A 25887-nucleotide genomic window follows, 5' to 3' on the forward strand; every position below is an offset into this window, starting at 1 on the left:
CGTGCCATTTAAAGTTCAGTAAAGCAGAAAAAATAGGAAAAGATCGGCATAAAAGCAACGTGTACAGCGGATAACTTTCGTGACTGTTCTGTTGGTCACGCGCGAAAATTGATTATATTGTAGGGAACAGAATATGTGATCCATATGCCAAGATTCCCGTTATTGCTGGTGTTGACGATGATGGTGATGCCTTCTTTTGCACAGGAAACGATGCCGCTTTCCAAAAAGGTAAGTCTCTCCTGGAACCGTAATATCGAAACTTATTTCATCGCAGAGAAGCTGGCCGTGCAGCATATTGGCTACATCGTGTTCACCCGGAAGGACAGCAGCTATGCGCATCAACCACTGATACGTGCTGCCAGTGAACGTTTCGGGCATTATGTCGATAGTCCGGTCATCAAACGGATCGCGACGCTTTTGGCGGCCATCCGCGACCAACTGCACGACAATGCTGAGATAGTGGAGTATGTACTGCATCAGCGCCCCTTCCCTGCCCGCGGCGCCCTCTATCCTTTTGATGACAAGGCGCTGCTGCACAGTGACCAGCATCCGCAGGTGCTGGCGCAGATACAGGAGCTCACGGACAGTCTCCGCTCCTTTTATCAACAGGCGGATGTTGGCCGTTTTTTACAGGAGAACAGGCATTTTTATACCGGCGCCCTGCGGGAAGCCGCCCAATATATTCGTCCGCAGATATTCCCTTATATGGAACAGTACTATGGAGAGCATTTCCACCGTTATGCCCTCTATCTTATGCCTTCCATGCCTATCAATTGGGGAGAAGATAACTACCGGGCCTTCGGCCCGACCTTTCAATGGCCGGAAGGCCGGATATCAGCCATGGTGATGAGCATCAATACCATGATGCCTGTAAAACCGTCCCTGAAAGACTATACCACTTTTGGATTTGGCAACGCCACCACCGTTCATTTCCTGACCGTACATGAAATGGGGCATTCCTTTGTGAACCCGCATGTCGAAAAAATCGAAGATCAGGTTAGCCGGGACACTGCACTGTTTACCCCGGCATTGCAGCAAGCGCTGGAACCGTCGTATATCGGCAGCTGGAAAACCTGTGTGATAGAACATCTCGTACGGCTGGGTGAAATCCGGGTCGCAGTGGCCATGCATGATGAGGCCGAAGCGGCAAGACTGCGAAAAACACATATCCGGGAATTCCATTTTGTGTTATTGCCGTTGCTGGAAGAAAAAATTCAGGAATATGAACAGCATCGTGACCGTTACCGGGCCTTCGCAGATTTTCTGCCGGAGCTGCTGACCGTCTTTCATCGGTTGTCACCCGGTGAGGTAGATCAATTGATCACGAAGTACAAACAGGATGGTCATTGATTCCCTGATGATAATTTCATCTTTACTGACATATATTTTTTAGTATATTTAATAAGAACTGGTACCTATTACATCACTAAATCTACCTTATGAGTACGCTCCCGAGGCACAGGCTATTCGACGCAGTAAAGTTTCAGCTGGAGAAATTCCCGAAACAGGACATGCTGGCCGCCAAAATTAATGGCAGCTGGAAGACTTTCAGTACCGCCAGTGTCAGTGAAACAGTGAACCGCTTTAGTGCCGGCTTATTACAGCTGGGCGTAGGCGGCAACGATTTTACGCCAGAAGGCGCCGACAAGATCGCCATTATTAGTAACAACCGGCCGGAATGGGTGTTTACAGACCTGGCCGTACAGCAGACCGGCGCGGTGCTGGTCCCCCTGTACCCTACCACTAACCCGGCAGAAATACAATTTATCCTGAACGATGCCGCTGTGAAGTATATCTTCGTCAGCAGCAAAGAGATGCTGGAGAAAATTCAGGGTATCCGGGGCGGCGTGCCGTCTCTGAAAGAGATCTATACCTTTGATGAGATTCCCGGCGCCACTCACTGGAGCACTATTACAGCCCAGGCCACGCCTGCGTTGCTGTCGCAGGTGGAATCCGTTAAAGCAGGTATTGATCCGGAGCACCTGGCTACTATTATCTACACATCCGGTACCACCGGCACGCCCAAAGGTGTTATGCTTACCCATGCCAATATATCCTCCAATGTGATGTATTCCAAGGTCAGCTTTCCTTTTGATGATGCGCCGCAGCAGAAGGTACTTAGCTTTCTGCCGCTCAATCATATTTTTGAGAAGACGGTCACCTACATCTATCTTTTCAGCGGTATCAGCATTTACTACGCAGAAAGCCTGGACACCCTCAGTGAGAACCTGAAAGAGGTGCGTCCGGACGGGTTCACTACGGTGCCCCGGTTGCTGGAAAAAGTCTTTGAGAAAATCATGGCTACCGGCAACAGTCTTACCGGTATTAAGCGTCGGCTGTTTTTCTGGGCGGTGTCCCTTGCCGGTAAATATGACAACAATATCAGTGGCGGCGCGTGGTACAACTTCCAGCTGTCTATTGCCAACAAGTTAATCTTCAGCAAATGGCGTGAAGCCCTGGGTGGCAATATCAGCTATATTGTTACCGGTGGCGCTGCCTGCCAGGAGAAACTGCTGCGTATCTTCAATGCTGCCAAAATACCGGTATATGAAGGTTACGGCCCCACCGAAAACAGCCCTGTTATCTGCGTTAACCGCAGGAAACCCGGTGGCACCAAATTCGGTACGGTTGGCCCGCCAATTGATGGTATTGAAGTGAGACTGGACGAAGACGGAGAAATATGTGTAAAAGGCACCACTGTCATGAAAGGCTACTACAAGCGCCCCGACCTTACCGCCGAAACTGTGATCGATGGCTGGTTGCATACCGGTGATATCGGTATATGGGTAGATAAAAAATTCATCAAAATCACCGACCGCAAAAAGGAACTCTTCAAAACCAGCGGCGGTAAATATGTGGCGCCACAACCCATCGAAAACAAGTTCAAGGAAAGCCCTTTCATTGAACAGATCATGGTGGTAGGGGAAGGCCATAAATTCACCGGTGCGTTGATCGTACCTGCGTTCCCGTACCTGAAGTACTGGATGAACAAACAGAATATCCCTTTCACCACCAATGCGGAAGCCATTGCCCGTCCGGAGGTGCAGCAAGCCTACCAGAAAGTGCTGGACGACTATAATCAGCACTTCAACCATGTGGAACAGCTCAAACGCTTCGAGCTGATGCCCGAAGAGTGGAGCATTGCCGGTGGTGAAATGACCCCTAAGCTAAGCCTGAAAAGGAAAGTGGTGCTCGAAAAATACAAAGGCGCGATAGAAAAGATCTATCAAAACGAGCATGAATAATTTCCATGGCCCTGTCAGCACTGCTGTCAGGGCCAATTTATTGTCCGTACAATTTTCGTTTCATCCATTTGCCAGGCACGTATTTCATCATTCCTGTCGGCCGCTGCCTGTTCCTCTCCGTCCGTCCCCACTGACCACTCCGCTTTATACTCTTCCGGTTGATGATTGTATACCCTGAAAGCTGCTTCCAGTTCCTGCTGTTGTTCCACCAGATCTTTAAAATGCTGATAGGTGATTTTAAAAACTTTACTATAAAAATACGGTAGTTTCTCTCCCATCGGGCTGAGTGCCAGGTAAAAAAACTGGGTTGTCATAAATCTGAACAATTAAAAGTGAATAGGTCTGGCAGGTTTCCCTTTACAGTGTAATGTTGTGAATATAAGGAAATTTATGGCGGAGAATAGGCTGTGACGCATGCACAAGCCTGCCAGGGAATAATATTTTTCCGGAAAGTTTATCGAGTGACTTATCTACTTCCACGTTAACGCCCAATACGACCGCTCCCTGAAGTTTCTTTTTTGCTTTCATATCATGACAAAACTATCTCATCATTCTATCATTAGTTCATCACAGATGTGAAAATGCCATGATTAACATCTCCCCTTATTTCAGCTATCTTTGAAATATGAACCAGGGTACCCATCATGATTATCAGCAATCACGCCTTCCTGTTCCGGCGGAATATGAACCCGTGTTTTCCTATTTTTATCATGCTGCCAATAATACCAGCGCTGCGGTAACGAAAACGCTGCTGCCCACCTATCAGACAATTATGGTTTTTGTTTTTGGCGGGAAAAGTATACTACATTCTGCGCAACAAACACAGATGGAAGTGGAACAGTGTATGGTGCTGGGACCGGTGAAACAAGCCTTTGACTATACCCTGCCGGCTGGTACCAGCATACTGGTGGCGAATTTCAAAGACGATGCCTTCTACCGCTTTTTTGGCCGTGCTACTATGGCAGGACATCCGGATGAGCTGGTGGATGACAACTGTTTCACCGCATTGTGGGAATCGCTGCAACATATACCTGATCCTGCGGCACAGGTGGAACATATCCTGCATTTCTGCAGGCCTTATTTGCAGGAACAACATCTGCTCTCCGAACAATTGGCCAGCTTTGAAGACGATAAACTGAATCCTGTCAAAGCGATTGCTGACGCTACAGGACAGAGCGAGCGCAATGTACAACTGCATCAGAAAAAACAATTCGGCTATACAGTGAAAGAACGCCAGCGGTATCAGCGGTTTCTGAAAGCAGTACAAATGGTACAACAACAGGTGACCACCGGCACTCCTATCGACTGGTTTGATCTTATTGAAGCTTGTGGATACTATGACCAGAGCCAGCTGATACATGATTTCCAGCATTATGTCCGCCTGAGCCCTAAACAATATCTGAAATTCCAGGAAGATATCTGTCTGGCAGCTCATTAGTCTACCTATTCAACCAGTCCCCCGCCTTGCCTGCCATCTCCTGCATATCATTTATCAGCTGACAGGTATGATAACCATCAGCCACTGCATGATGCACAAATATGGTCAACGGCAGCATCATCTTTTCATTCTCTGCATAATACTTCCCAAACCGGATAATCGGGAACAACAACGAAGATGCTGTATAAGTATCCTGGCTGAAACCTGCAAAACTAAGCCAGGGCAGCGCAGACACCGGACAGAAATTCTGCGGCCGGCCGGCACGGGCCTTTAATCCCTTTACATCTTTGTAGGTGGCCATATCCCGGATGATCGTTTCATAAAAAGCAGTAAATCCTTCGTGATAGTCGCTCCAGAGGTCAGAAAATGTTTTATCATCTTCATGAAAAATAGTGTACGATGGGACCACGTAATTCCAGTGGCCTAGAACACCTTTGTCATCAAAGCTATAACGGAAGGCTTCGTGTTGGTTCACCGTTTTCATGATGACATATAACATCACGGGATAAAACTTCAATTCTCTTTCTTTAATTTCTTTTATCAGCGTTGTGATATCCAGGTTATAATTGATATTGTATTTGGTTTTCACACCATAGTAGAAATAATCAAAGTATGTTTTTCGTGGCCAGGTTTCCAGATCTACGGGAGAAAAAACAGGTTCCATTTTGTATCTTTTTTTGAAATATAAAAGGCCGGCAATAGTGTGCCAGCCTTCCAGTATGTAAGGATTACATATCTTATGATGTGAAGAAAATTTTAGCGGCGGCCATCCAGGAGTTAGCGGATTTCCTTCGTGATTCTCGTCGAAGTTCCCGTACAAATTCATTCCACTCCTTCCTGCTTTGTGCAAAATCAGGATTATCCTCCATCAGTCCGGCCTTACCTTCTTTCATTAATCTAGCAACAATTTCACTGGTTCTACTTATTTTAATAGCCATATTAAAATCCTTTTAGATTATTAGTAAATATATTAAACGCCCCCAAAGTTAGGGAATTCCATAATAATTTTTCATCAAAGAACTGCCTGTAGTATAGTCGGTTATCATAGCCCGCAAGCATCAGCGCTTCATATTCCTCTGTTTGTGGCTCCGTTGCATCCAAAATAACCAATCCATTTGCCTTACGTTTTTAAATCAACTCCTTCGATGAAATCTCTCCCACCCATATAAATTTAGGCATGGGTATTTCCAAAATGATCTCCCTCGCGTCACCACTAAAACCATCTGTCACTGTCAGATAATCTTTATACGATCTACTGGAAGTTAAAAAGACCCGGATAAACAGTTCTGCACCGGCAGGTGTTCTAAAGGATTTATCCGACAGTAATTTTTTTATGCATTTTCTGGCTTCAATCCCATCCATATAAACTTTGGGATAAAGCGGCACCAGTAATTGTATGATCTCACATTTCTTCCATGTGGCATCCTGATAATATGCCATTGGCGATTGCAAAGGAGCCATTTGATAAGCGGGGTAATTATCATCTATAAAAACAAAGTGACGCTTTATGTCAGCATTATCTATAATGCTGATATTCTTTCGTTTCATCATTTCCAACAGCGTTTCATTGTCTTCCTTCTCAACAGTAAGCTGGTCAATATCAGCCTCCGTTGTTTCCGAACGCCCCACTATCACAACGGCATGTCTGATGCTTCCTCCCCGATGAACATTAGACACTGCCACAATCAATGGTATGCCGCTTTCAACATACACTGCCAACAAGTTATCAAACGATGCGGGTGAGTACTCAGACCTGTCGTAGGTCATTGTCCCAAATCCGAACTCCCTCAATGCAAAGCTCATTTGTTCGATATTAAGTCCATCCGATGGGATTTGCCTGGAGCTGGACCGGCTTTTCAACGTATCAATAATTGCGGAAGGCACTATGGGCTTATATTCAGGATACCGTGAAGCGAAATATTCCATCACAGCCCACAACGAAGTTTCTGCACAAGTTATTGTTTCCGTATCCTGCGAAGCGTGCGGAAAACCCATGGCATCAAACCTGACTGCATTCACCGTTGTTGGAAACCGGCCCATGAGACTGAGAAAGCGTCGCTCTTGCAAAGCAAGCGGAGACAGAACGTTTCTGCCTATTATATAGGGCATCGTAGGCCGCAACACCATAAACCCGCGATACCGTTCCCTTAGACCGGCAATGCCGCCGGCATTTCTAAATTGATCCGGAAGCACGGCATCTTCAAATACGGAAATCCGGATGCAATTTTTTTGATACAACCTGCGCTTGGAGGAAAAATACGCATAATAGCTGTCTCTGTAAATCTTGTCTACATAAGGGTACTCTATGACAAATTGTAACCCCTCCCTTAACCTGCTGAAATATTCATTCAACATGCCATCAAAGGCTTCCTGTGCGTTTTGAAAGGAAACAGCAAACTCCTCTTGCATGATTGGGATTAATTCGTCCCTTAATTCGTGTGGCGAACAAACAATTGTGGTAATACTCATAAAGAAATGATTTTGGCAAAAAACTAAATTGGCGTTAACATCTTGTCAAAGCTAGTGATAGTGTTGCCAGTCATTCTCATGATTTTATGAAAAGCAGATGATTAACAAATTTCCTCTTTGTTATTTCTTTTTAGATGTCTGCATATTTTTCAGTTCACTACTGAGTGTTTCCTCTACGATTTCCGTCAACCGGAGCACGGAGGCATTTATCTTTTTCCGTTGGGCTGTCAGCAGATAAACGTATATCTGCGGTAGTGCCGGTAATCCACAGGAAACGGGCAACACCTTACAATCCGCCGGCAGACCAATCTGCGTTCGGATAGTGATGCCTAGTCCGGCCCTGGCGGCAGCCCACATCCCGGCTACGTTGCTCGCGGTAAGCACTGGCTTCCAGGTCATACCGGACTTCTCCAGCGCTGCCAGGCCCGCAGCGCGGAACAGGCAGGGCGGCTCAAACAGCAGCAATGGCAACGGCGACTGCTGCGCTACACTTTTATTCCCTATCCAACGCAAAGGCACTTTACCGATGGAGATAGCGCCTGCCGGCAATTGCGCACCCACACATACAATCACATCCAGCTTGCCTGACTGCAGTTTTTGTTGCAGCACCACCTGTTTATCGATCGTTATCTCCATCTGTACCCGCGGATGCTGTTCCGCGAAACGCGCCAGCACCTGCGGCAAACTTCCTTCTGAGAAATCAGTCAGCATGCCAAGACGCACCACACCTGCCAACTGTCGGGCAGATAATGCCTCGACCGCCTGATCGTTCAGCCGCAGCAACTGCCTGGCATAACCGAGCAGCAGTTCACCGCTGGCAGTCAGTTCCCAGCTGCGTCCCTGCCTGACAAACAGCTGATGGCCTGTCAGTTCCTCCAGCCGCTGCATCTGCAAGCTCACGGCCGACTGTGAGCGGGACACCTGCTCCGCCGCACGGGCGAAACTGCCCGCATCCACCGCTAATACAAATGTGCGTAACAGGTCCAGGTCCAATACATCTGTGATCATACTTTAGTTTTATTAAAGTATATAATGAGATATTTCAATTATACAAAAGTATGAAATTCATCTAGGTTTGCATGCAAATGAAAATCATGCAAACACCATTTTCTTTCCGGCTGGGAGAATTAGAACTGATGATCCTTAGCGACGGCCACCAGGCGCTGGCGCCTGCTCATCCCATGATCGGGCCTTATGAACAGCCAGATCATGTGCTACAGTCACTGAGAGCACTGCAACTACCTACGGATGCACTGCAGCTTGATCTTAACATACTACTGGTACGCCATCAGGACAAACTAATACTGATCGACGCCGGCCTCGGACAGGAAGACACCACCAGCGGCCTGCTGCCCGCAAACCTTGCTGCTGCCGGTATTCCGGCCACAGCTATTACCGACATCGTGTTGACACATGCACATACTGATCACACAGGCGGCCTTTTACATCCGGATGGCGCTCCCGTTTTCCCACATGCTACTATTCATTTGAGCCAGACGGAATACGACTATTGGATGCAGGGCCGGCCCGACTTCTCTGCCAGTCCGCTGGATATAGCGCCTGAGATGAAAACAGGACTGACCACCCGTATCCCACAGATACTGCGCGGTATTCAGCCGCAGCTGCGACTGGCAGCACCACGGGCAACACTATGCGATTGTATCAGGTTGATACCTGCACCCGGTCATACTTTGGGACACAGCATGGTGGAGATTTTTTCCGGTGAGGATACCTTACTGCACAGCGCCGACCTGCTACACGCAGCCGTACTGTTGCAACATCCGGAATGGGGTATGTTCTATGATATGGATTTTGGGCAGGCTGCCCATACGCGGGAGCGTATTTTACAGGAGGCGGCAAATACCGGAAGGATGACCATGACCTATCATCTGCCATGGCCGGGATTGGGGAAGATAAAAAAGGATAACACAGGGTTTGAATGGGAGCCGGTTATACCTTCCGGTAGATAACCCGATTCTCATATTCTCCCAGTATCACCCTGCCATAGATCACCTTCGTCCATCCGTTTTCAAATCCGTGATTATTGGCAATCAGGTATCCTTTGTTAGCATCTCTTTTGGTGATTTTGTGCGCATCAATATAACGCCCTTTCACTTTACAAAATACGATGTCTCCCACCGCATATTCCTGCTCCCGCTGAAATGTCAGCAGGGTACCGCTTTTCAGGATAGGTAACATAGATGCGCCAAAGGCCTTCATCTTTCCGGTTCCAACTGTTTCCAGTTCATTTTTGAGTCTTTCATATTTATTCATAACATAAAAATTAAGTGCATTTTCAGGGCATAGGTCAACCGGGTCGCCAACCTTTCGGGCAACAAACAGCACCTGCGCATTGATGACAACATCAACGACACGGGCATACCGGTAAAGAAGACTTAAAAAAAACTTGATGATTATGTATCAGAAAAGGGACAAGGGCAGCATTACAATGTAGAAGGATTTAACCGGGGTCACAGGTGTACAATACTTCGGAGTTGATATGGCAGAAAGCCGTTTCTGCGCTATATACTACAATCTTATAACGATCTGAATCAAAAAGTTCTTTATGTCAAGAACCTTATTTCCGATGCAAAGAAAGTCATTTTTTTTAAAAAAACCTAAAAGAGACAAAAGTGAAAATACTATCAAAACTGCACTTCCGCAGGTCACATTATCTATTTTTAAATACTTGCAACAATCTGATTTTCATTTATTTATAGTAACATCCTTTACGTACTCTTTTAGTATCCTTTAGGTATCCTATACCCATCTCTGTGGTAAACTGCTGTCAGCACCATCACTCAACGGTCTAGTCCTATTATAGGTTTACACCCAAGGTTAAAAAATCCTGTTTAAGGTTTACGTTGACGTTCATTAATCCTGAATATAGTTTACATAGTTGACAGAACGTCCTGTTTCTCGTTTACAGTCCGCTTTCTGGCTGATTTCCAACGACGTTTCATCTCCCCCCAGGCCTTACGGTATGCCTGGTCAGGGGTCAGATAATCACAACTTGCATGTAATCTCTCCTGATTATAGATTTCTACAGCTTTAACCACTGCCTCGAGGGCCTGGGAAAAACTACTGAAGGTTGAGCTAAGTATGAATTCCGTTTTCAGGATACCATTAACTCTTTCTGCAATAGCATTTTCCCCAGGATCTCCCTGTTGAGTCATACTAATCGCAATGTCGTTATCCACCAAAATATCCGTATACTCCTTGCAACAATACTGAATACCTCGATCAGAATGATGAATCGTTCGATAATACACTGAGCCCTCCCGGGCTTTCAAGGCCATTCGCAATGCGGCTATTGGCCCCTCTTTCTTTAGCGATGAATGGAGGTGATAACCTATTATCTTACGGGAGTACACATCCGTAATCAGGCTTAAATAGCAGAATTTATTAGCTGTTAACGAAACATAAGTAATATCACTTACCCATACCTGATTAACCGTTTTGATTACCACTTCCCTGATCAGGTTAGGATATCTACGAAAAAAATGGTTGGAATCTGTTGTTTTGACTCGTCTCCGACGGTTCCTGCGTACCAATAGATGATGGGATGCCAACAGATCAAAGAGCTTGTCTCTTCCCATTTTTATCTGATGCTGCTCAAGAATTGGCTGTAGCATCTCCAACATCCGACGGGTTCCTACCCGAGGCTGACGACTGCGAAAGTAACGGACCTGGTCAATCACTATCCCTTCTTTCATAAATTGAGTCTGCTCACGATGTGCATTCTTATAATAGCCCTGCCTGGACCGACCAAACAATCTACATATATTACCCAGTGACCATTGGGGATAATAATGCCTTATTTTTTGGACTGTTTGGGTCCAGACTTTTTTCGAATATCGATCTGAAGGCTTTCTTCTGCTACATCTATCAGCGTCTGAAGGCCAAAGATCTTCCTATTCGCCTCGGCCAGTTGTCTTTCCAGTTCCTCCTTTTGCTTTTTTAGGAATTCCAGATCCTGTTGTTCTTGTTCCGTCATGGGTGGTGAGATCGTTTGAGGACCAAGATCGGAAGAAAATTTGGATACCCATTGTTCAACCTGTTTCTTCGATACATTAAAACGACGCGCGGTTCTTACATAACCCTCCGTCCCAGTTAAATAAGCCGAGACTACCTGGCGGATAAACGACAGGTCATGGCTATACTCCCGCCCCAGCTTTTTGGGGGCTCCTTTGGTAATTATTTGCATGTTTACACTCATTATAGGGTGTAAACCTTTTTTAGGACGAGACCAACCGATGTTTTTTTATCATAAAAAAAGTCCCAAAAAGCATCTGGCTTTTTGGGACGTAAACAAATACTCAGGGTGTTGCATCAATGACCTGCATTAATCAGCTCCATCGTATAGGATATTTCAGGATCTTTATCTGCCTGTACATACCCCATGAATTTATCCATCGGTACTTCTTTGTCCGGCATAACACCGCGTCCCGGGTCATGTGTAGCATTGAAGAAGTATAGTTCAGACAACGGGACCGTTAATACACATTTGGTGCGTGGCAACAGGTATCTCAGAAACCAGGCTGCCGTGGTAGCCGCCTCGCCACTACCGGTTTCTTTCCCGATGATGACCCCTCTTTTGTTCTTCTGTACCAGCGAAGCGAAGTAAGTCGCTGCGGATACCGTGCCACCACCTGTCAGTACATATACTTTACCGTGAAATGCATCTTTGTCGGGCGGGAAGTTCTCCAGCAGACCATCTTTCAGGCGGGCATTGCCTACATAAAAGCCGGTGCTGTCTTTATCAAAACGTTGATAGAAGAAGTTCTTCTGTCCCTGTATATCTTCATCAGAAAGTCTTCTGCCGTTTTCTGCCACGGTATATTCCGGGTAGGCCACCTCGATATTGCGGGTACGGTAGTTGTACACGTTCCGGAAAGGGGCATCTGCCATGAAAGAGTATAACAGGGCGGAGATGGCAGGGTTACCACCGCCATTGCTTCGTACGTCGATGATCACCTGTTGGTAGTTCCGTTTTTTTACTTCCCGGAAGAACTCACTGAATTCTTTGTAAGCTTCCTGTTCGCCGATACCAAAAGTATTGACGGTCAACCGGCCGGTTTTCGTACTGTCGTCATAGTCATTGTAGATGTAATAAGCCCTTTGCAGGAGGTTGAACGGGAAAACAGCCTGCCTGGTGGCATGGAATGCCGCTGTAGGGCCGGATGCAGCCAGCACGGTCTTTTTCGTTTCTTTACTGCCGGACGCCACCCAGGTCACCGGGTAGGTAGCCTGGTGGGGCGTCAGCAGACTGAAGGTCACCTGAAAATCGGAATATAACCGGTCCATGCCGGTAGGAATAAAACCATCACTATAGGCGGAAGTGGAGAGGCTTTGCAGAATTTCTTTTGCCGGTTTATTGTTGATGCTGATGATCTCCGCACCAAAAGGAATAGCAGCTCCTTTGATATTCACGTATATCCGTCCCCGTTCGATGATCACCGGGTAGGGGAAAAAACGGAGCGTACTATACAGCTCACGGGAATTGTCATTGGAGAGCCGCAGACTGGTATGCACATCACGTACCAGGTAGATAGGTGAATATTGCAGGCTGGCCAGTACATCCGGCTCCTGGGCCATACGGGCCATCAGCGAATCCACCCGGCGGGCGAAAGTGGCAGAGTCGGTAAACTTATACGGATTAGGATGTTGTTTCTTCAGAATATCGACCGCCAGCCGGAAGTCAGCGATAAAATCCTCTTTGGTGAGGCTGGCCAGTTTCTTCTCCTGGGCCGGCGCCTGCAGGCATGCGCAGGCCAGTATGGCGCTGGCGCCATATGTCAACAGCTTCTTCATATGTTATATGTTAGGTGTTTTTTACAGGTTATTGGCATTTATCAGTTCCAGGATACCTTCATTGCGGATGATCATCATCCCCTGACGGTCTTCCGTAATCCCTTCTTCCAAACGGTAGGTATAACGGGGACGGCTACCCTCCATCACGGTAGGCAGGAAACGGAACTGTATATTGGGTTTATCTTTCAGCGCCTCTCCCACTTCAATGATGTGGGTAGACACAATGAAGAGGCAGCCGGTGTATTCCGCAAAAGCAGCCGTCACGGCCAGTGTACCGTCATAGGCATCTTTTACGTTGGTGCCTTTAAAGAGCTCATCGAACATGAGCAACAGGCGTTTGCCGCTGGCGGTAGCTTCGGCAGCCTGCTTCACCCGTACCACTTCCGCATAGAAATGGCTGTAGCCCAGGTTGATATTGTCGGATACGTTGATCGATGAATAGAGCCCCTCCCGAACGGAAAAAACGAGGCGGGAAGCCGCTACCGGAAAGCCCATATGCGACAGGTACAACGCAATGCCGATAGACTTCATCAGCGTGGACTTACCCGCCATATTGGCGCCGGTGAGAAACAGTACATTACTGCCTTGTTGCATCTCGATATCGTTACCGATAGCGTTGTTGATGCAGGGATGATGCAGCCCCGTCGCAGAGAGCATATTTTTCTCCGGGGGTAACGCCTGCGCATAATGGAACCCTTTTGCCCTCGCCACATCACTGACTGCAATATATACATCCAGTTCATCTATAAACGATAGCAGTGTTTCCATCGCCTCCCGGAGTTTGTTCTTCAGCAGATGATCATAGGTGGCGAGTGTTTTCACGGGCAATGCCTGGTAGATGTCCATATCTGCCAGCTGTTCCAGTTCGCGGGTACGCAGCAGTTGCCGGATAGCACTGACATGTTCGTCATACGGACCTCGCAGCGACGCCATGGAAGCCACGAAGGCCATGCATTTCTTTACTGTCACGATGGTCGCCTGCAAGCCTTGCACATTTTTCCGGTAACGTTCATCACGGGCCACGGTGGAGAGCCCTTTTTTCAGCAGCGTGTCAGCCATCGAGAGCAATATGTTTTTACTGCCGCCGGTATCGAGGTATTCCCGCATCTGTGACAATTGCGGCACATCGAATGGAAATACCAGCTGCGCCTCCTGGAAGAAACGGAAAATGCTGCTCCGCTGATTGATGGCAGCCATATCTTCCAGCGGCGACTGGAACATGGTGTCCAGCAAACGCTCTCCTCCCCTTGTCTTCACCTGGTTGAACAAGTGATATACTGAACCTTGCCGGAACTTGCCCAGCAGGTTCAGTTCATCCATCGTTTGCCTGTCTATACTAAAGCTCATAACTGCAATTTTTATTTAGTCTTCCGACCGTTCCTGAGAATATCCAGTATGCCTTCATTCCGGATGATGATCATACCGTGCCGGTCATCTGTAATACCCTGCTCTAACGTATACGTATACTCGGGCTGATGACCGTTCATACGGGTGGGCAGATAACGGAAATCCACGCTGCCGGCTTCTTTCAGTCCATCGCCTGCCTCCACGATATGGGAAGAGATAACGAACAGGCTGTTTTTGCGCCCTGCAAAGGCACGGCTGACAGCTACTGTAGCTTCATGTGCATCCTTCACATTGGTGCCCCTGAACAGCTCATCGAAGATGACCAGCAGCGACTGCCCGCTGCCCAGGGCTGTCGCTACTTTTTTCACGCGCAGCACTTCCGCATAGAAGTGACTGGCCCCGATACCAAGATTGTCCGGCAGGTTGATGGTGGTGTAGATCCCATCCATCACAGCAAAGGACATCTTCCGGGCGGCCACCGGGAAGCCCATGTGCGCCACATACAACGCAGTGCTGAGAGAACGCAGGAAGGTGGACTTGCCCGCCATGTTGGCGCCGGTAAGGAAGATCACGTTGCTGCCGGTCCCCATGGACACGTTGTTAGGGACCGGATTTTTCAGTGACGGATGATACACGCCCTCCAGCTGTAATACAGCGCTGCCTTTATCAAGCGCGGTGGGGAATACGAACTGTTTCTCCGTGGCCACCGCCGCAACGGACAGGTATACGTCCAGCGTATATACATGCTCCAGCAGCTTCGTGATACGGTGCCGTTCCCGTGTGCGGAACAGCAGGTCAAAGGCCGTTACAGCGCCGTATGACAGTTTCCCTTTCATCGGTTCATTCAATACCGGCTCCAGCGCCGGTTCTGCGAGCAGCATGGCAATGGCCGTGCGCTCGCCGGTATAGGCTGCTGCACCGGCTATGGCCGGGCCTTCTATGAAGCGATGCAGCTGCTGTATCAGTCCAATTACGGACGTTACGCCGTTATAGATATCTTTCTCTCCGAGGGCTGCGGTACGGCCGCCGCTTTTCGTATGTTCGTCCCCGTTTTTCAGGTATTTTTCCGCCATATCGAACATAGCGGCTTCAAACGGGAAAGCCACGCGTTGTTGCGCAAAATGGGCGATAATACTGCTTCTGCGGTTGATCGCTTCTTTATCCGACAGGGGTTGCCGGAACATTTCCTGCAACAGCGTTTCCCCGCCCCGTGTATGCGTATGGTTATACAGCTCATAGATACCGCTCACATCCCGTTTGCCGAATATCCGGAGGTCGTCTATGGTTTGTTCATCCGTTTCTAAAAACATAGTGTCCTGTTTTATTGTCTCTTACGACGCACCAGTAATATTGTTCCACCCAACAGCACCAGTCCCGGCAATATCCATACGAACAGGTATTTTTCCATCGTCGCCGTGGCGGCGGTTATGGTCAGCCTGGTATCGACAGGTTTGATTTTCGGTGTAAAGATGGGAAATGCGTCGTTTACCATCCAGGCGTAAAGGTCAATTCCCAGGAAGCCACCGCCCTGCCGGAGATTACTCATAAAATCGGCATCCGCAGATACAGCAATGTGTTGCTCTTTACCATTGATCATACGTGTTAGTCCTACAGCAGTAGCGTAGGATGGCTGACGGGTATCTCCCTCCTGCGGATTGAATACCGGCGCGGTGGAATCTGTCACCACCGTACCGGCTTTAAGCCACGCGCTGCCGGGAACGGTTATCAGCAGGGGAGCTGCTTTGAAAGCACTGCTATCTCCGAAGGTGATGCCGGTGACACCGGGCATCAGCTGGCCCATACCTTTACCTCCCGTCTGTAATTCCCGTAAAGCTGCAAGGGCAGGATCTTCAGAGAGATGCAACCCTGCAGAGGAGAGGACTGGCTTCACCATATGCGGCATTTCATCTTTGGACACTTCTATCAGCGTACCATCCATAAGCTGCACGCCCAATTGTTTCAGTACCGGATTAAGTATCTGTTGTTTGCCGGGCTCTCCGAAGATCAGCATATTGCCGCCATTATTGATGTAGCGGTTGATCTTTTCAACCGCAGTAGCAGTAAGGGCTGTCTTCGGATCTGCCAGTACCAGTGTCGAGATATCGGAAGGGATTTCCTGTGTTTCCACACACAGGCTGTCTGAATCGAAGCCGAGGTTGATCAACGACTGGCGATTCTCTTTAGCTATAGCATGACTGGAATACTCACGCTCTCCCCGTTTGTAGATACTGCGTTCGAGGTTGCCGGTAAGGAAAATATTTTTGGGCATATTACCCGGCAGCAGCCTTTTGAGAGAAGCCGCCACCTGTTGTTCTTCCGGCCAGAAGTTGGCATCATCGAAGGTACGCAGGAAAGTGGTTTTCCCTTTGTATTTCAGCTGCATCACGAGACGGTAGCCTTCCGGTTGCAGGTCGATCATCTTGCGCACTTCTGCCGGCACTTTAAAATCTTTGATATTGACCTGTAATCCTTCCGCGTTCAGTGCAGCTATCTCCGGCAAACTCTTACCCACCCAGGTTTTATACAGCGAGCTGTCAGCATCATCGGTATCATAATAATAAACGTAATTAAATTTGATGTCCGGTTTAAAACGGAGGTATGGTTCCCAGAGGTTCCACAGATAATCATTCCGATTCTCCGGAAGGCCACGGTGGACGCCGGGACCCACCAGGTTGGTATACAACGTAATTTCCATGGGCTCTTTGCCCAGCTCTTTCAATATTGTCTGCGTATTGGGATGCAGGGTATTGGTCTGCCGACGGGTAGTATCCCAGTAGCCGATAAAAGCAGAACGAGAGCTGACATAACCTATCACCAGTACAGAAGCGAATACGGCCACATAACGGGAAGCCTGTGCCCACCAGGGCCTGGACTCGCGCCCAGCTTTCATTTTGATAAGCGTGAAGGTGACAAACATATACGCGATTATCACAAAGTAAATCACGTCTTTGGTAGTGATCAACCCTTTCATCATTTTGATCGTACGGCCGGAGATAGACAGGAAGTAAGTCAGGTCTCTTACAAAATCATATTTCTGCCAAAGGCCTCCGATATGGCCCAATACAAAAATGATGATAAAGCTGCCGATGGCAGAAACGATCTGGTAGTTGGTGAGGCTGGACATAAACAACCCGATGGCCGTATACGTACATACCAGCAGATAGAAACCCAACGCGGCAGATAACAACACGCCATAATCCACCAAATGAATATTGAGCGCTCCCACGATCATAAAGATGCCTACAATACCCACCAGCAGCATATTGTAGATCATGATCGCGAGATATTTCCCCAACACGATCTCACGGGTACGGATAGGGGAAGAATACAATAGTTTGATCGTTCCGCTGTTCATCTCCCGGCTGATCAGCCCCATTGTCAGCAGGGGAACAAACAGGTAAAGGTTCTGCAATGCACTGGAAAAAATACCATCATTCCCTAAGAAGAGGGTCTCGGTCATGGATATACCAAAGTCGGTAATCCCCGGATTGTTCCTGGAAACTATATCCTGCCAGTTCGCCAGACCATACAGCGGATAAACATAGTATACGCCGCACTGCACCATAAATGCGATTGTTAAGAACCAGGCCACCGGTGAATAGAACAGGTTACGTAGCTCTGTTTTAGCAATCTTGAATATCATCTTCATGTATAAAAATTATTGGAGCGATTGAATAGATAATTGCTTGAAAATATCATCCAGCAATCCTTTATCGAGGTTGATCTCACGCAGGCGCCATCCGTGCTGTACGCTGGCGGCGATGATCCTTTCGGTGATGCTTTCATCGCCATCGAAATAGAGGCGGACCTGACGATCATTGAGGAATTCCACCCTGGATACACCGTTGATCTGCTGCAGCTCCGCGACGGTTGGCGGCTGCTCCATTTTTACCAGCACACTGTGTGGTTGCACATAGTTATTGAATGCTTCCATGGTATCGGAGAAGATGACACGCCCCCCTTCAATCATCACAATTTCACGGCAAAGCAGGTGTACTTCAGAGAGAATATGGGAAGACAACAATACCGTGTGGTCCTGCCCTATCTCCCGTATCAGTTTTCTGGCTTCAATCAGTTGGTTGGGATCAAGGCCGTTGGTAGGTTCGTCCATCACCACCAGTTTAGGTTTATGGATAATGGCCTGCGCGATGCCTACCCGCTGGCGGTAGCCTCCGGAGAGGTTACCGATCAAACGGGTGCTGAAATGGGAAATGCCCACCCGTTCCTTCGCTTCCTCCACTGCCTTGTGCACTTTGTTTTTTTCGATATGCCGCAGTTGCGCTGCAAAATGCAGGTATTCATCCACTGTCAGGTCGGTATATACCGGAGGATTCTGCGGCAGGAAACCGATCTCTCTTTTGGCCTGTTCCGGTTGCTGGCGGATATCCAGCCCGTTCACAAATACCTGGCCTTCCGTCTGGTTCAGCACACCGCAGATGATATTCATGGTGGTAGACTTACCTGCGCCATTGGAGCCTAACAGCCCTATGACGCCGGTATGGCCTATTTCCAGGTTAATATCGCGGATAGCCCAGGCATTGCTGTACCTGTGAGAGAGCCGGTCAATTTTTAAGATAGTGCTCATAATACGTTTTGAATAATTGAATGTTGATGCTCACCTAATACCTGATGGACAATACCTTTTGTTCCTGTCCGTTAGTACCGCCCGGTATGCCGACCAATGCAAACGTGTAGTTCTGGTACAGCCATGGATTGGGCCAGCCGGCAGGCAGGTTGTGCACATAGGTGGTGACGATACTGGCAATGTATTGTCCCGTGGCAGCGTCACTGAATACAAACTCGTAATCTTCCTGTGCAGCGTTGACCGGATAGTTGATGAAACCGGTCATCCCTTTAAATGGCAGGCTGCTGATTTCCGGAGCGCCGGGCTTGCCTTTTATCGTCACTTTCACCGGTGCGCTGCCGGCAGAGAGGTTGACGAAACGGAAACCGCACACACTGTCACCTGTCTGGTGGAAAGGCACGGCATCATTGGCAAACAGCGTATCCGGTGCAGCGATGCTGCCGGTAAGAAACAGCGTACGCATGGACCCTACCGGCAGATCAAGCATCAGGTTAAACAGTGGCTGGCTTTTATCGGTCGTATCAGGATATTGGTACAATGCCAATGGCTGACTGCCGACGTAGGAACTAAAACGGTTATTCGCCAGCGCAAAAGTGTTGTATGGAATCTGGTTGGCGATATCGTACCGGATAGGGCTGGTGCCATTGAAATTAGTGACCAGCGGCTTGCTGCCGGGCACCGCATTGATAATCGTCAATGAAGCGGTGCCGGGCGGAGTTTTATCTTTGGAGCAGGCTGCCAGTAATACTACCAGGAGGCAGCCCGCATAGTAAGTGATCCGTTGCATAATCAATAACCGGAATTTTGGGTCAGGAAATGGTTTACGTTGATCTCCGAGATCGGGATGGGATATACCAGTTGGTAATCGCCGGCCCAGGGTTGTTTTAGCGGAAGCGCCGTTAAGATGTCATGTGCCTTGCCGGTACGTTTCAGGTCAAACCAGCGATGTCCCCATTCGGCAAAGAGTTCCGTCTGTCTTTCTTTTGCAACAGCAGCCAATACCTGTTCTTTGTTCAGGGAATTGGACAAGGCAGGCAGGCCAGCCCTGGAACGGATTACATTCAGATCAGCGATGGCTGCCGAAAGCCCGCCGGGGCCACCATTGGCTGCCGCTTCTGCGCGTACCAGGTATAGTTCGGCCAAACGCAGCATCACATAATATTCCCTGGGTGGTGCACCAAAAGCGTTGTTGGTCCTGCCGATTTTGTATTTGTTGGGAAAATAAGCCACTATCTCCGGCAGGTTCAGTCCTGGTGATGCTTTGGTGCTGTCTACCCAGGAGAGACGTTTATCGCCCGGCTCAAATGCCTTCATTTGCATGTCTGTGAGACAATACGGCGCGATACCGATCTTGGGCATGCTCGGTGACATATCATAGCCCTCCGGTGTGGCATTTCCCCGCATATTGGCGGCATTGGCCTGCTGCAGCTGCCAGATGGCTTCCCTGCTGGCTACCGTGAATGCATTGTCCGGGTCCGGCTCCAGTTGATACAGTGAAGTTTGGTTGATCACAGTGGTAGCTGCTTCCACAGCACCGGCGTAATCTTTCTGGTAGAGATATACCCGTGCCAGCAGCGCGCTGGCCGCATAGCGGTTGGGGCGTATTCTTTCACCCATGCTGGTGGGATATGCTTCCGGCATGGCCGCTGCTGCCTCTTTCAGGTCCTGTACCAGTTGCTGGTAAACCTGCACCTGTGGCGTTCGGGGCATGAGGCGTGTTTTATTAAAATCGATCGTAAGGGCCAACGGCACATCTCCAAAAAAATTGGTGAGATAGAAGTAGGCAAAGGCACGAACAAACTTCGCTTCTCCGGTCAACGCCCTTTTCACACTGTCTTTCAGGTTAGGCGAGGTAGCAGCAGCAATCCCTTCAATCACACCATTAGCACTGTATATCGAAGTATAGGCGGAAGTCCAGATATAACCGCAGCGGCCCGCGTCAAAAGCGGTCAGCTTATTGGCATTAGGCATATACCAGGAGTTGTCTGCTGTGCCCGTGAAATAAAACAGTTCATCGGAAGACAGGCCACCCATAAAGGTGGAAAGCCCGCCGGCAAATGACCTGTCCCCCACCGATGTGGTGAGGAATGGATCGTCACCGTTGATCATGCGGGTGTATATGCCCACCATGGCGCCGTTGGCCTGTTTCTCCGATCCGAACACCTGGGAGGTGGAAATGGTATTCACCGGGTCCGGCACAGATACCAGTTTTTTGCAGGATGAATGGAGGAAGGCGCATAACAGCAGCCCGCCTGAAACAGTAAATATTTTATGATAGTTCTGCATCACTGATCATTTAGAAGTTAAGCGTTACACCACCGATGATCGTTCTTGGCGCTGGAAGCGCCAGAAGGTCCTGTGAATCCGGATCAAGGCCCGGGTAGCGGGTGATGGTAAAAATATTTTCTGCCTGCAAAAACACCTGGCAGCTTTCCATGCGAGCCCTTTTCACCAGTTTCTGGGGAAGCGCATAACCGACAGAAAGTGAGCGTAAGCGGATATAGGACCCATCTATAAAAGCTCCATCAGACACGCTGAGGTAGCTGGCCCCGGAAGTGGCATAGCGGGTGTATTTCGCGTTGTCTCCCGGCCTGGACCAGTGATTGTTCAGTGCCTCCACCGGCAAATTAGTGAGGCCACCCGGCACAGTACTGGCAAAAGGATCCGTATTCAACTGCTTTTTGAAATCAAAGAAAAGATTGAGCGATACTCCTTTCCAGGTAAGCTGTGAACCGAAACCGCCATAGTATTTAGGGTCCAGATCGATGGCCATATAGCGGTCGGCAGTAGCAGTAGCATCCGGATTGGGTTGCACCACGTCCAGCTTTCCATCCTTGTTGTAATCAACAAAACTGTGTTTGCCGGTCAGTGGATCCACACCGAGATAATGCAGGAAATATTGGGTAGACAGGGACTGTCCTATTTTGTATACGCCAAAGTAGGGAGACTGTTCCAGTCCGGGATAGGATACCAGCGCATTGCGGTTACGGGAAATATTGAACGACAAAGACCAGGAGAGATCTTTCTGTTGCACCAGGTTAGCGCGCAGCAGTCCTTCCCAGCCATTATTCTGTACTACCGCCGCCGAGTTGGCGATTACCGTGTTAAAGCCTGTAAAAACGGGCGTAGGCAGGCCGGTCACCTGATCACCGGAACGGTTGCGGTAATGCGCTACTTCCAGGCTGATGCGGTCATTCAGGAAGCTGGCAGTCAGCGCGCCTTCCATTTTTTTGTTGGCCTCCCAGTGATAATCCTGGTTCATGGCATGAATGGGCGCATAGGGCTGTAGGCCATCATACTTGCCCAGTTGGGTCGAACCTGATATGATGGTACCCCATTGTGACAGGTATTGGTAGTCACCGATAGATCCATCGCCACCGGTAATACCATAGCTGCCACGGAGTTTCAGGAAGCTGACCCAGGAAGGCAGCACGGCCTTCATCCAGGGCTCTTCCGACAGAATCCATCCCAGGCCTACAGAGCCGAAGTTGCCATACTGGCGTCCTGGTGCAAAGCGGGAAGACCCGTCCCTTCTGGCATTCAGGTTCATCATATATTTGTTGTCCCAGTTATAGGAGATACGGCCAAATACGGCAGCATATTTATAACGGGCCACATTTTCAGATACCTGTTGGATCGGAGCATTCGAGATGCTGCCGAGCAACGCATCATCGCTGTAACCAAGTCCATAGATAGTGCCGCCGTTAGTCGCTGCCGCCTGGTAACTGGTACCCACCTGTACAGAGAGGTCTCCTTTTCCAATAAAACGGCTGTAGGCCAGCTGTGGCTCCAGTATCCAGTTGGTATTGCGGGTAGTGCCGAAAACGGCTGACCCCATAGGATTCAGGATAGGATTCTGCGCGGCAATAGGTACAAAACTGTTATTGTTTCCGGAGACATAGGAATATCCGCCGGTAGTACTAAAGGTAAGTCCCTTGGCCAGCTCATAGCGGATTTCAATATTACCGTCAAACTGGTTGGTCTCATTATTATTTTTATTCAACAGGTAAGCGAACGGGAATTGTACTGCGTTGCCGGCTGCATTCCACTCCGCATAATTAAGATTCCCCTTGCTGTCATAGATTGCTGGTGCATTAGGGGGAAGATACATCGCGGCGGCGTTGTTTTGGATGGCATCCACTTTCGTATAGCCAATGGTGGTACCCACCATGATGCTGAACTTCTGATTGCTGCTGTTGTGCCGGATACGGGACATCAAAGACGCTTTCTGCGATGCGCCGCTTTTGCTCAGGATCTCCACCTGGCGGCCATAGTTGGCGCCCACATAAAAGGTATTGCGGCTGTCGCCACCGGAAAGGCTGGCCGATACCGTTGTCATTTTGCCGGTGCCCAGTATTTCCTTCTGCCAGTTGGTATAGCGTGTGGTATCCCACAGCATGAGGTCAGGCGCATTGGCAGCAGTAGGCGTAACGCCATCGTTTTTAAGTGCTTCCCGGCGCATCTGCAGGTATTGACGGGTATCCAGCAAATGCCATTGGCGGGGAACAGTGACGATCCCTTCTTTGACATCCAGTGAAAACGTTGTCTTCCCTGTTTTCCCTCTTTTAGTGGTGATGATGATAACGCCATTGGCGCCACGGGAACCGTAGATCGCTGTTGCATCGGCATCCTTCAACACTTCGATGCTTTCAATGTCTTTAGCGCTCAGCCCAAACAGCGGACTTTGACCACCGGTGGGGGAAAGTCCACCCTGCACAAATCCCGGTGAGGTGCCTTTTGCAAAACCTGTTAAATTCAACACGGTTAACGGCACCCCGTCAACGATATATAGTGGATCAGACAGGAAGCCCTTACCCAGGGAGTTCCGTCCTCTGATTTCCAGTCTAACGGGAGAGTTGGCATACCCATTGGTTTGTGTGACCAACAGCCCCGGGACCCTGCCCTGTAAAGCCTGTAACGGGTTCATAACCGGTTGCGAAGCAATCTCTGATCCGCTCACGCGAGTGATATTACCGGTGGCCAGGCGTTTGCTGGTAACGCCATAACCCTGTACTACGGCCTGGTCCAGCTCATTGGTGGCCACCTTCATCTTCACATAAATGGTCACACCGGGCTGTCCCGCAGGCATGGTCACCTTCTCATAGCCAATGCTGGAGAAGGTGAGCATTTCTGCGTCTTTTAAATTTTTCAGGGAGAAAAACCCCTTTTCATTTGTCTGGGTGCCTTTATTGGATGCACTGGCAAAAACACTCACGCCAGGTATCGGCTGGGTTGTTTTCTCATCAAACACCATCCCCATCACTTCTGCCGGAGGCGGTGGTGTATTGAACTCCGGCGGTGCATCCGCTTTGCGGAATACCACGATGGTCGTACCTACTATTGTGTAGCCCAGTGGTGTCTTGGCCAACAGCGTTCTCATAAATGCGTCCAGCGGCTGGTTGTGGGCATTCACCGGAACAGTTTGTGTCACGTCTACCTGCTCCGGATTGAATACCACTACATGGCTGGTCTGTTTTTTTATTTCTGCGAACACCTGTTGCAGCGTCACTTTTTTGCTGCTGTAATTCATGGTCTGGGATAGTCCCCGCAGCGGCAGGCCCATGGCTGCTACCAGCAGCAACAGCCCCAGCTGTTTCCACGGTATATACCGCTTTGGATGTCTCAATTCTGGCATAACATTTTTTTGGTTGATAAATAATAACCGGTGGCTGAAGTGGCCGGGCATGGCTCCGCCGTTAAGCCCCCAAGGGCTTTTCGTTCCGGGACACACCAAGCCCTGACCACTAAGGCCGGCATGTTCACCTCTTCACCTGTTGTTACGTGTTGATCTTAATTTACTATTATGGTTGCTTTATGGCATTACAATCAGTTGCTTTCCTTCTATCCTGAAACGGACACCCATGCTCTGCAGCACCATCAGTGCCTGCGGCAGGTCCAGGTCTCTTTTTATTTCCCCGCTGAAGACGATGTCTGCGCTGCCTGTTTCATATACGACGGTCACATCGTACCATCGCGCCATTTGCCGCAGCACCTCTTTCAGGTGGGCATGATCAAACTGAAAGGAGCCGTTTTTCCATGCTACGGCCATCTCCATATCCGGATGCTCCACCAGTTGCAGGCCATCGGCTGCTATAGCCGCCTGCTGGCCGGGCTTCAGCACTATCGATGCCTGGCGGTGATGAACCCGCACACTTCCGTCGACCAGCGTCGTGCGGATATTGTTCTCATCCGTATAGGCGTTGACGTTAAACTGCGTGCCCAATACTTCCACGGTAGCTTTTCCGTCCACATCCACGCGGAAAGGCTGGCGTGCATTGGCCGCCACTTCAAAGTAAGCTTCGCCGGTGATGATAACGGCACGGACTTTCTCCGTAAACGCCGTCGGGTAAGTGATGCTGGAGGCGGCATTCAGCCATACGGCCGTACCGTCGGGCAGCGTGATGCGGTATTGTCCGCCCCGTGGCGTGGTGAGCGTATGATATTCCCTGGCAGCAGTAGCCCCCTGGTAATTCAGCCGGCCGCTGTCATTACGTACGGTGAGCCCAGGCTCCTGTACGATGCTGCCATGGGTACTGTCCAGCATAATTTCTTTTCCGTCCGCCAGTTTCAGCACCGCACGGTTGGTACCGCTGGTGATAGCCACAGGCGCCTGGACCACCGGCTTTTTCGGGCTGGTCAGGATCCTTACGGCAGGAATGGCGATAGCCGCCACCAGCACCGCCGCCGCTGCATACCGTACCCAGGAACGCCGCCACAAAGGCAGTCGTACCACACCGGTATCTTCCGCTGCGACAGACACCATCAGCCTGTCCAGTATACGTTGACTGGCGCCCGGCGGCAAAGCCACAGGTCCTTCAAAAGACACCTTATAATTAGCCTGCAGCATCTCCTCCATCGCTTCATTTTCCACTGCTGCCGGATTTTCCTTCAGCCAGGCAAACAGCACTTCACTCTCCGGCTCCGTAATGGTGCCATCGAGATACTTTTGCAACAGGTCCGCAGGAAATTTATTTGGTTCCATACTAATA

General features: G+C 49.2%; 21 protein-coding genes. 4 read left to right on the plus strand and 17 right to left on the minus strand.

Features of this window, described 5'->3' with window-relative positions:
* Positions 1-144 precede the first annotated feature (144 nt).
* A complete protein-coding gene (locus HHL17_RS21850) occupies positions 145-1350 on the plus strand; it encodes a DUF4932 domain-containing protein (RefSeq protein WP_169226914.1) in 1206 nt (401 codons plus the stop codon).
* Between the two features lie 89 nt (positions 1351-1439).
* A complete protein-coding gene (locus tag HHL17_RS21855) occupies positions 1440-3245 on the plus strand; it encodes an AMP-dependent synthetase/ligase (protein ID WP_169226915.1) in 1806 nt (601 codons plus the stop codon).
* 26 nt (positions 3246-3271) lie between these two features.
* Here HHL17_RS21855 and HHL17_RS21860 read toward each other — a convergent pair whose 3' ends face one another.
* Positions 3272-3559: a hypothetical protein gene (locus tag HHL17_RS21860; protein ID WP_169226916.1), complete on the minus strand. Its 288-nt coding sequence runs from the start codon at positions 3557-3559 to the stop codon at positions 3272-3274.
* Positions 3560-3602: 43 nt separating this feature from the next.
* Complete coding sequence (locus HHL17_RS21865; RefSeq protein ID WP_169226917.1) at positions 3603-3773, minus strand: hypothetical protein; 171 nt, start codon at positions 3771-3773, stop codon at positions 3603-3605.
* 97 nt (positions 3774-3870) lie between these two features.
* Here HHL17_RS21865 and HHL17_RS21870 point away from each other — a divergent pair, with 97 nt between their 5' ends.
* A complete protein-coding gene (locus HHL17_RS21870) occupies positions 3871-4683 on the plus strand; it encodes a helix-turn-helix transcriptional regulator (protein WP_169226918.1) in 813 nt (270 codons plus the stop codon).
* 1 nt (position 4684) lies between these two features.
* Here HHL17_RS21870 and HHL17_RS21875 read toward each other — a convergent pair whose 3' ends face one another.
* From HHL17_RS21875 to HHL17_RS21885, 3 genes are all read right to left on the minus strand, one after another.
* Complete coding sequence (locus tag HHL17_RS21875; RefSeq protein WP_169226919.1) at positions 4685-5347, minus strand: CatA-like O-acetyltransferase; 663 nt, start codon at positions 5345-5347, stop codon at positions 4685-4687.
* 464 nt (positions 5348-5811) lie between these two features.
* Positions 5812-7152: a cysteine peptidase family C39 domain-containing protein gene (locus HHL17_RS21880; protein WP_169226920.1), complete on the minus strand. Its 1341-nt coding sequence runs from the start codon at positions 7150-7152 to the stop codon at positions 5812-5814.
* 120 nt (positions 7153-7272) lie between these two features.
* Positions 7273-8160, minus strand: coding sequence for a LysR substrate-binding domain-containing protein (locus HHL17_RS21885; RefSeq protein ID WP_169226921.1), 888 nt, complete (start codon positions 8158-8160; stop codon positions 7273-7275).
* Positions 8161-8246: 86 nt separating this feature from the next.
* Here HHL17_RS21885 and HHL17_RS21890 point away from each other — a divergent pair, with 86 nt between their 5' ends.
* Entirely contained in the window at positions 8247-9122 is an 876-nt protein-coding gene (locus tag HHL17_RS21890) for an MBL fold metallo-hydrolase (protein WP_169226922.1), read from the plus strand.
* Here the strand turns inward: HHL17_RS21890 and HHL17_RS21895 are convergent.
* The 12 genes from HHL17_RS21895 to HHL17_RS21950 form a co-directional block, all read right to left on the minus strand.
* Complete coding sequence (locus HHL17_RS21895; RefSeq protein WP_169226923.1) at positions 9103-9426, minus strand: S24 family peptidase; 324 nt, start codon at positions 9424-9426, stop codon at positions 9103-9105. The genes HHL17_RS21890 and HHL17_RS21895 overlap by 20 nt on opposite strands.
* A gap of 617 nt (positions 9427-10043) precedes the next feature.
* On the minus strand, positions 10044-10928 hold the full coding sequence (locus tag HHL17_RS21900; protein WP_240975932.1) for an IS3 family transposase: 885 nt from the start codon (positions 10926-10928) through the stop codon (positions 10044-10046).
* A gap of 41 nt (positions 10929-10969) precedes the next feature.
* Positions 10970-11359 (minus strand): helix-turn-helix domain-containing protein, encoded by a 390-nt coding sequence (locus tag HHL17_RS21905; RefSeq protein WP_169226924.1) that lies wholly within the window; start codon positions 11357-11359, stop codon positions 10970-10972.
* A 125-nt stretch (positions 11360-11484) separates the two neighbouring features.
* Complete coding sequence (locus HHL17_RS21910) at positions 11485-12966, minus strand: S41 family peptidase (protein ID WP_169226925.1); 1482 nt, start codon at positions 12964-12966, stop codon at positions 11485-11487.
* Between the two features lie 21 nt (positions 12967-12987).
* On the minus strand, positions 12988-14313 hold the full coding sequence (locus HHL17_RS21915; RefSeq protein WP_169226926.1) for a MutS-related protein: 1326 nt from the start codon (positions 14311-14313) through the stop codon (positions 12988-12990).
* A gap of 11 nt (positions 14314-14324) precedes the next feature.
* The gene (locus HHL17_RS21920; RefSeq protein WP_169226927.1) at positions 14325-15623 is read right to left on the minus strand and encodes a MutS-related protein; all 1299 of its coding nucleotides are present in this window, start codon (positions 15621-15623) and stop codon (positions 14325-14327) included.
* 11 nt (positions 15624-15634) lie between these two features.
* The gene (locus tag HHL17_RS21925; RefSeq protein ID WP_169226928.1) at positions 15635-17962 is read right to left on the minus strand and encodes a Gldg family protein; all 2328 of its coding nucleotides are present in this window, start codon (positions 17960-17962) and stop codon (positions 15635-15637) included.
* Between the two features lie 9 nt (positions 17963-17971).
* A complete protein-coding gene (locus HHL17_RS21930) occupies positions 17972-18898 on the minus strand; it encodes an ABC transporter ATP-binding protein (protein ID WP_206156118.1) in 927 nt (308 codons plus the stop codon).
* Between the two features lie 34 nt (positions 18899-18932).
* On the minus strand, positions 18933-19685 hold the full coding sequence (locus HHL17_RS21935) for a hypothetical protein (RefSeq protein WP_169226929.1): 753 nt from the start codon (positions 19683-19685) through the stop codon (positions 18933-18935).
* A gap of 2 nt (positions 19686-19687) precedes the next feature.
* Positions 19688-21184: a RagB/SusD family nutrient uptake outer membrane protein gene (locus HHL17_RS21940; protein ID WP_169226930.1), complete on the minus strand. Its 1497-nt coding sequence runs from the start codon at positions 21182-21184 to the stop codon at positions 19688-19690.
* Between the two features lie 10 nt (positions 21185-21194).
* Positions 21195-24533 (minus strand): SusC/RagA family TonB-linked outer membrane protein, encoded by a 3339-nt coding sequence (locus HHL17_RS21945; protein WP_169226931.1) that lies wholly within the window; start codon positions 24531-24533, stop codon positions 21195-21197.
* A 177-nt stretch (positions 24534-24710) separates the two neighbouring features.
* Positions 24711-25880: a FecR family protein gene (locus HHL17_RS21950; RefSeq protein ID WP_169226932.1), complete on the minus strand. Its 1170-nt coding sequence runs from the start codon at positions 25878-25880 to the stop codon at positions 24711-24713.
* Positions 25881-25887 lie beyond the last annotated feature (7 nt).

The sequence above is a fragment of the Chitinophaga fulva genome (assembly GCF_012927205.1).
Taxonomy (GTDB): Bacteria; Bacteroidota; Bacteroidia; order Chitinophagales; family Chitinophagaceae; genus Chitinophaga; species Chitinophaga fulva.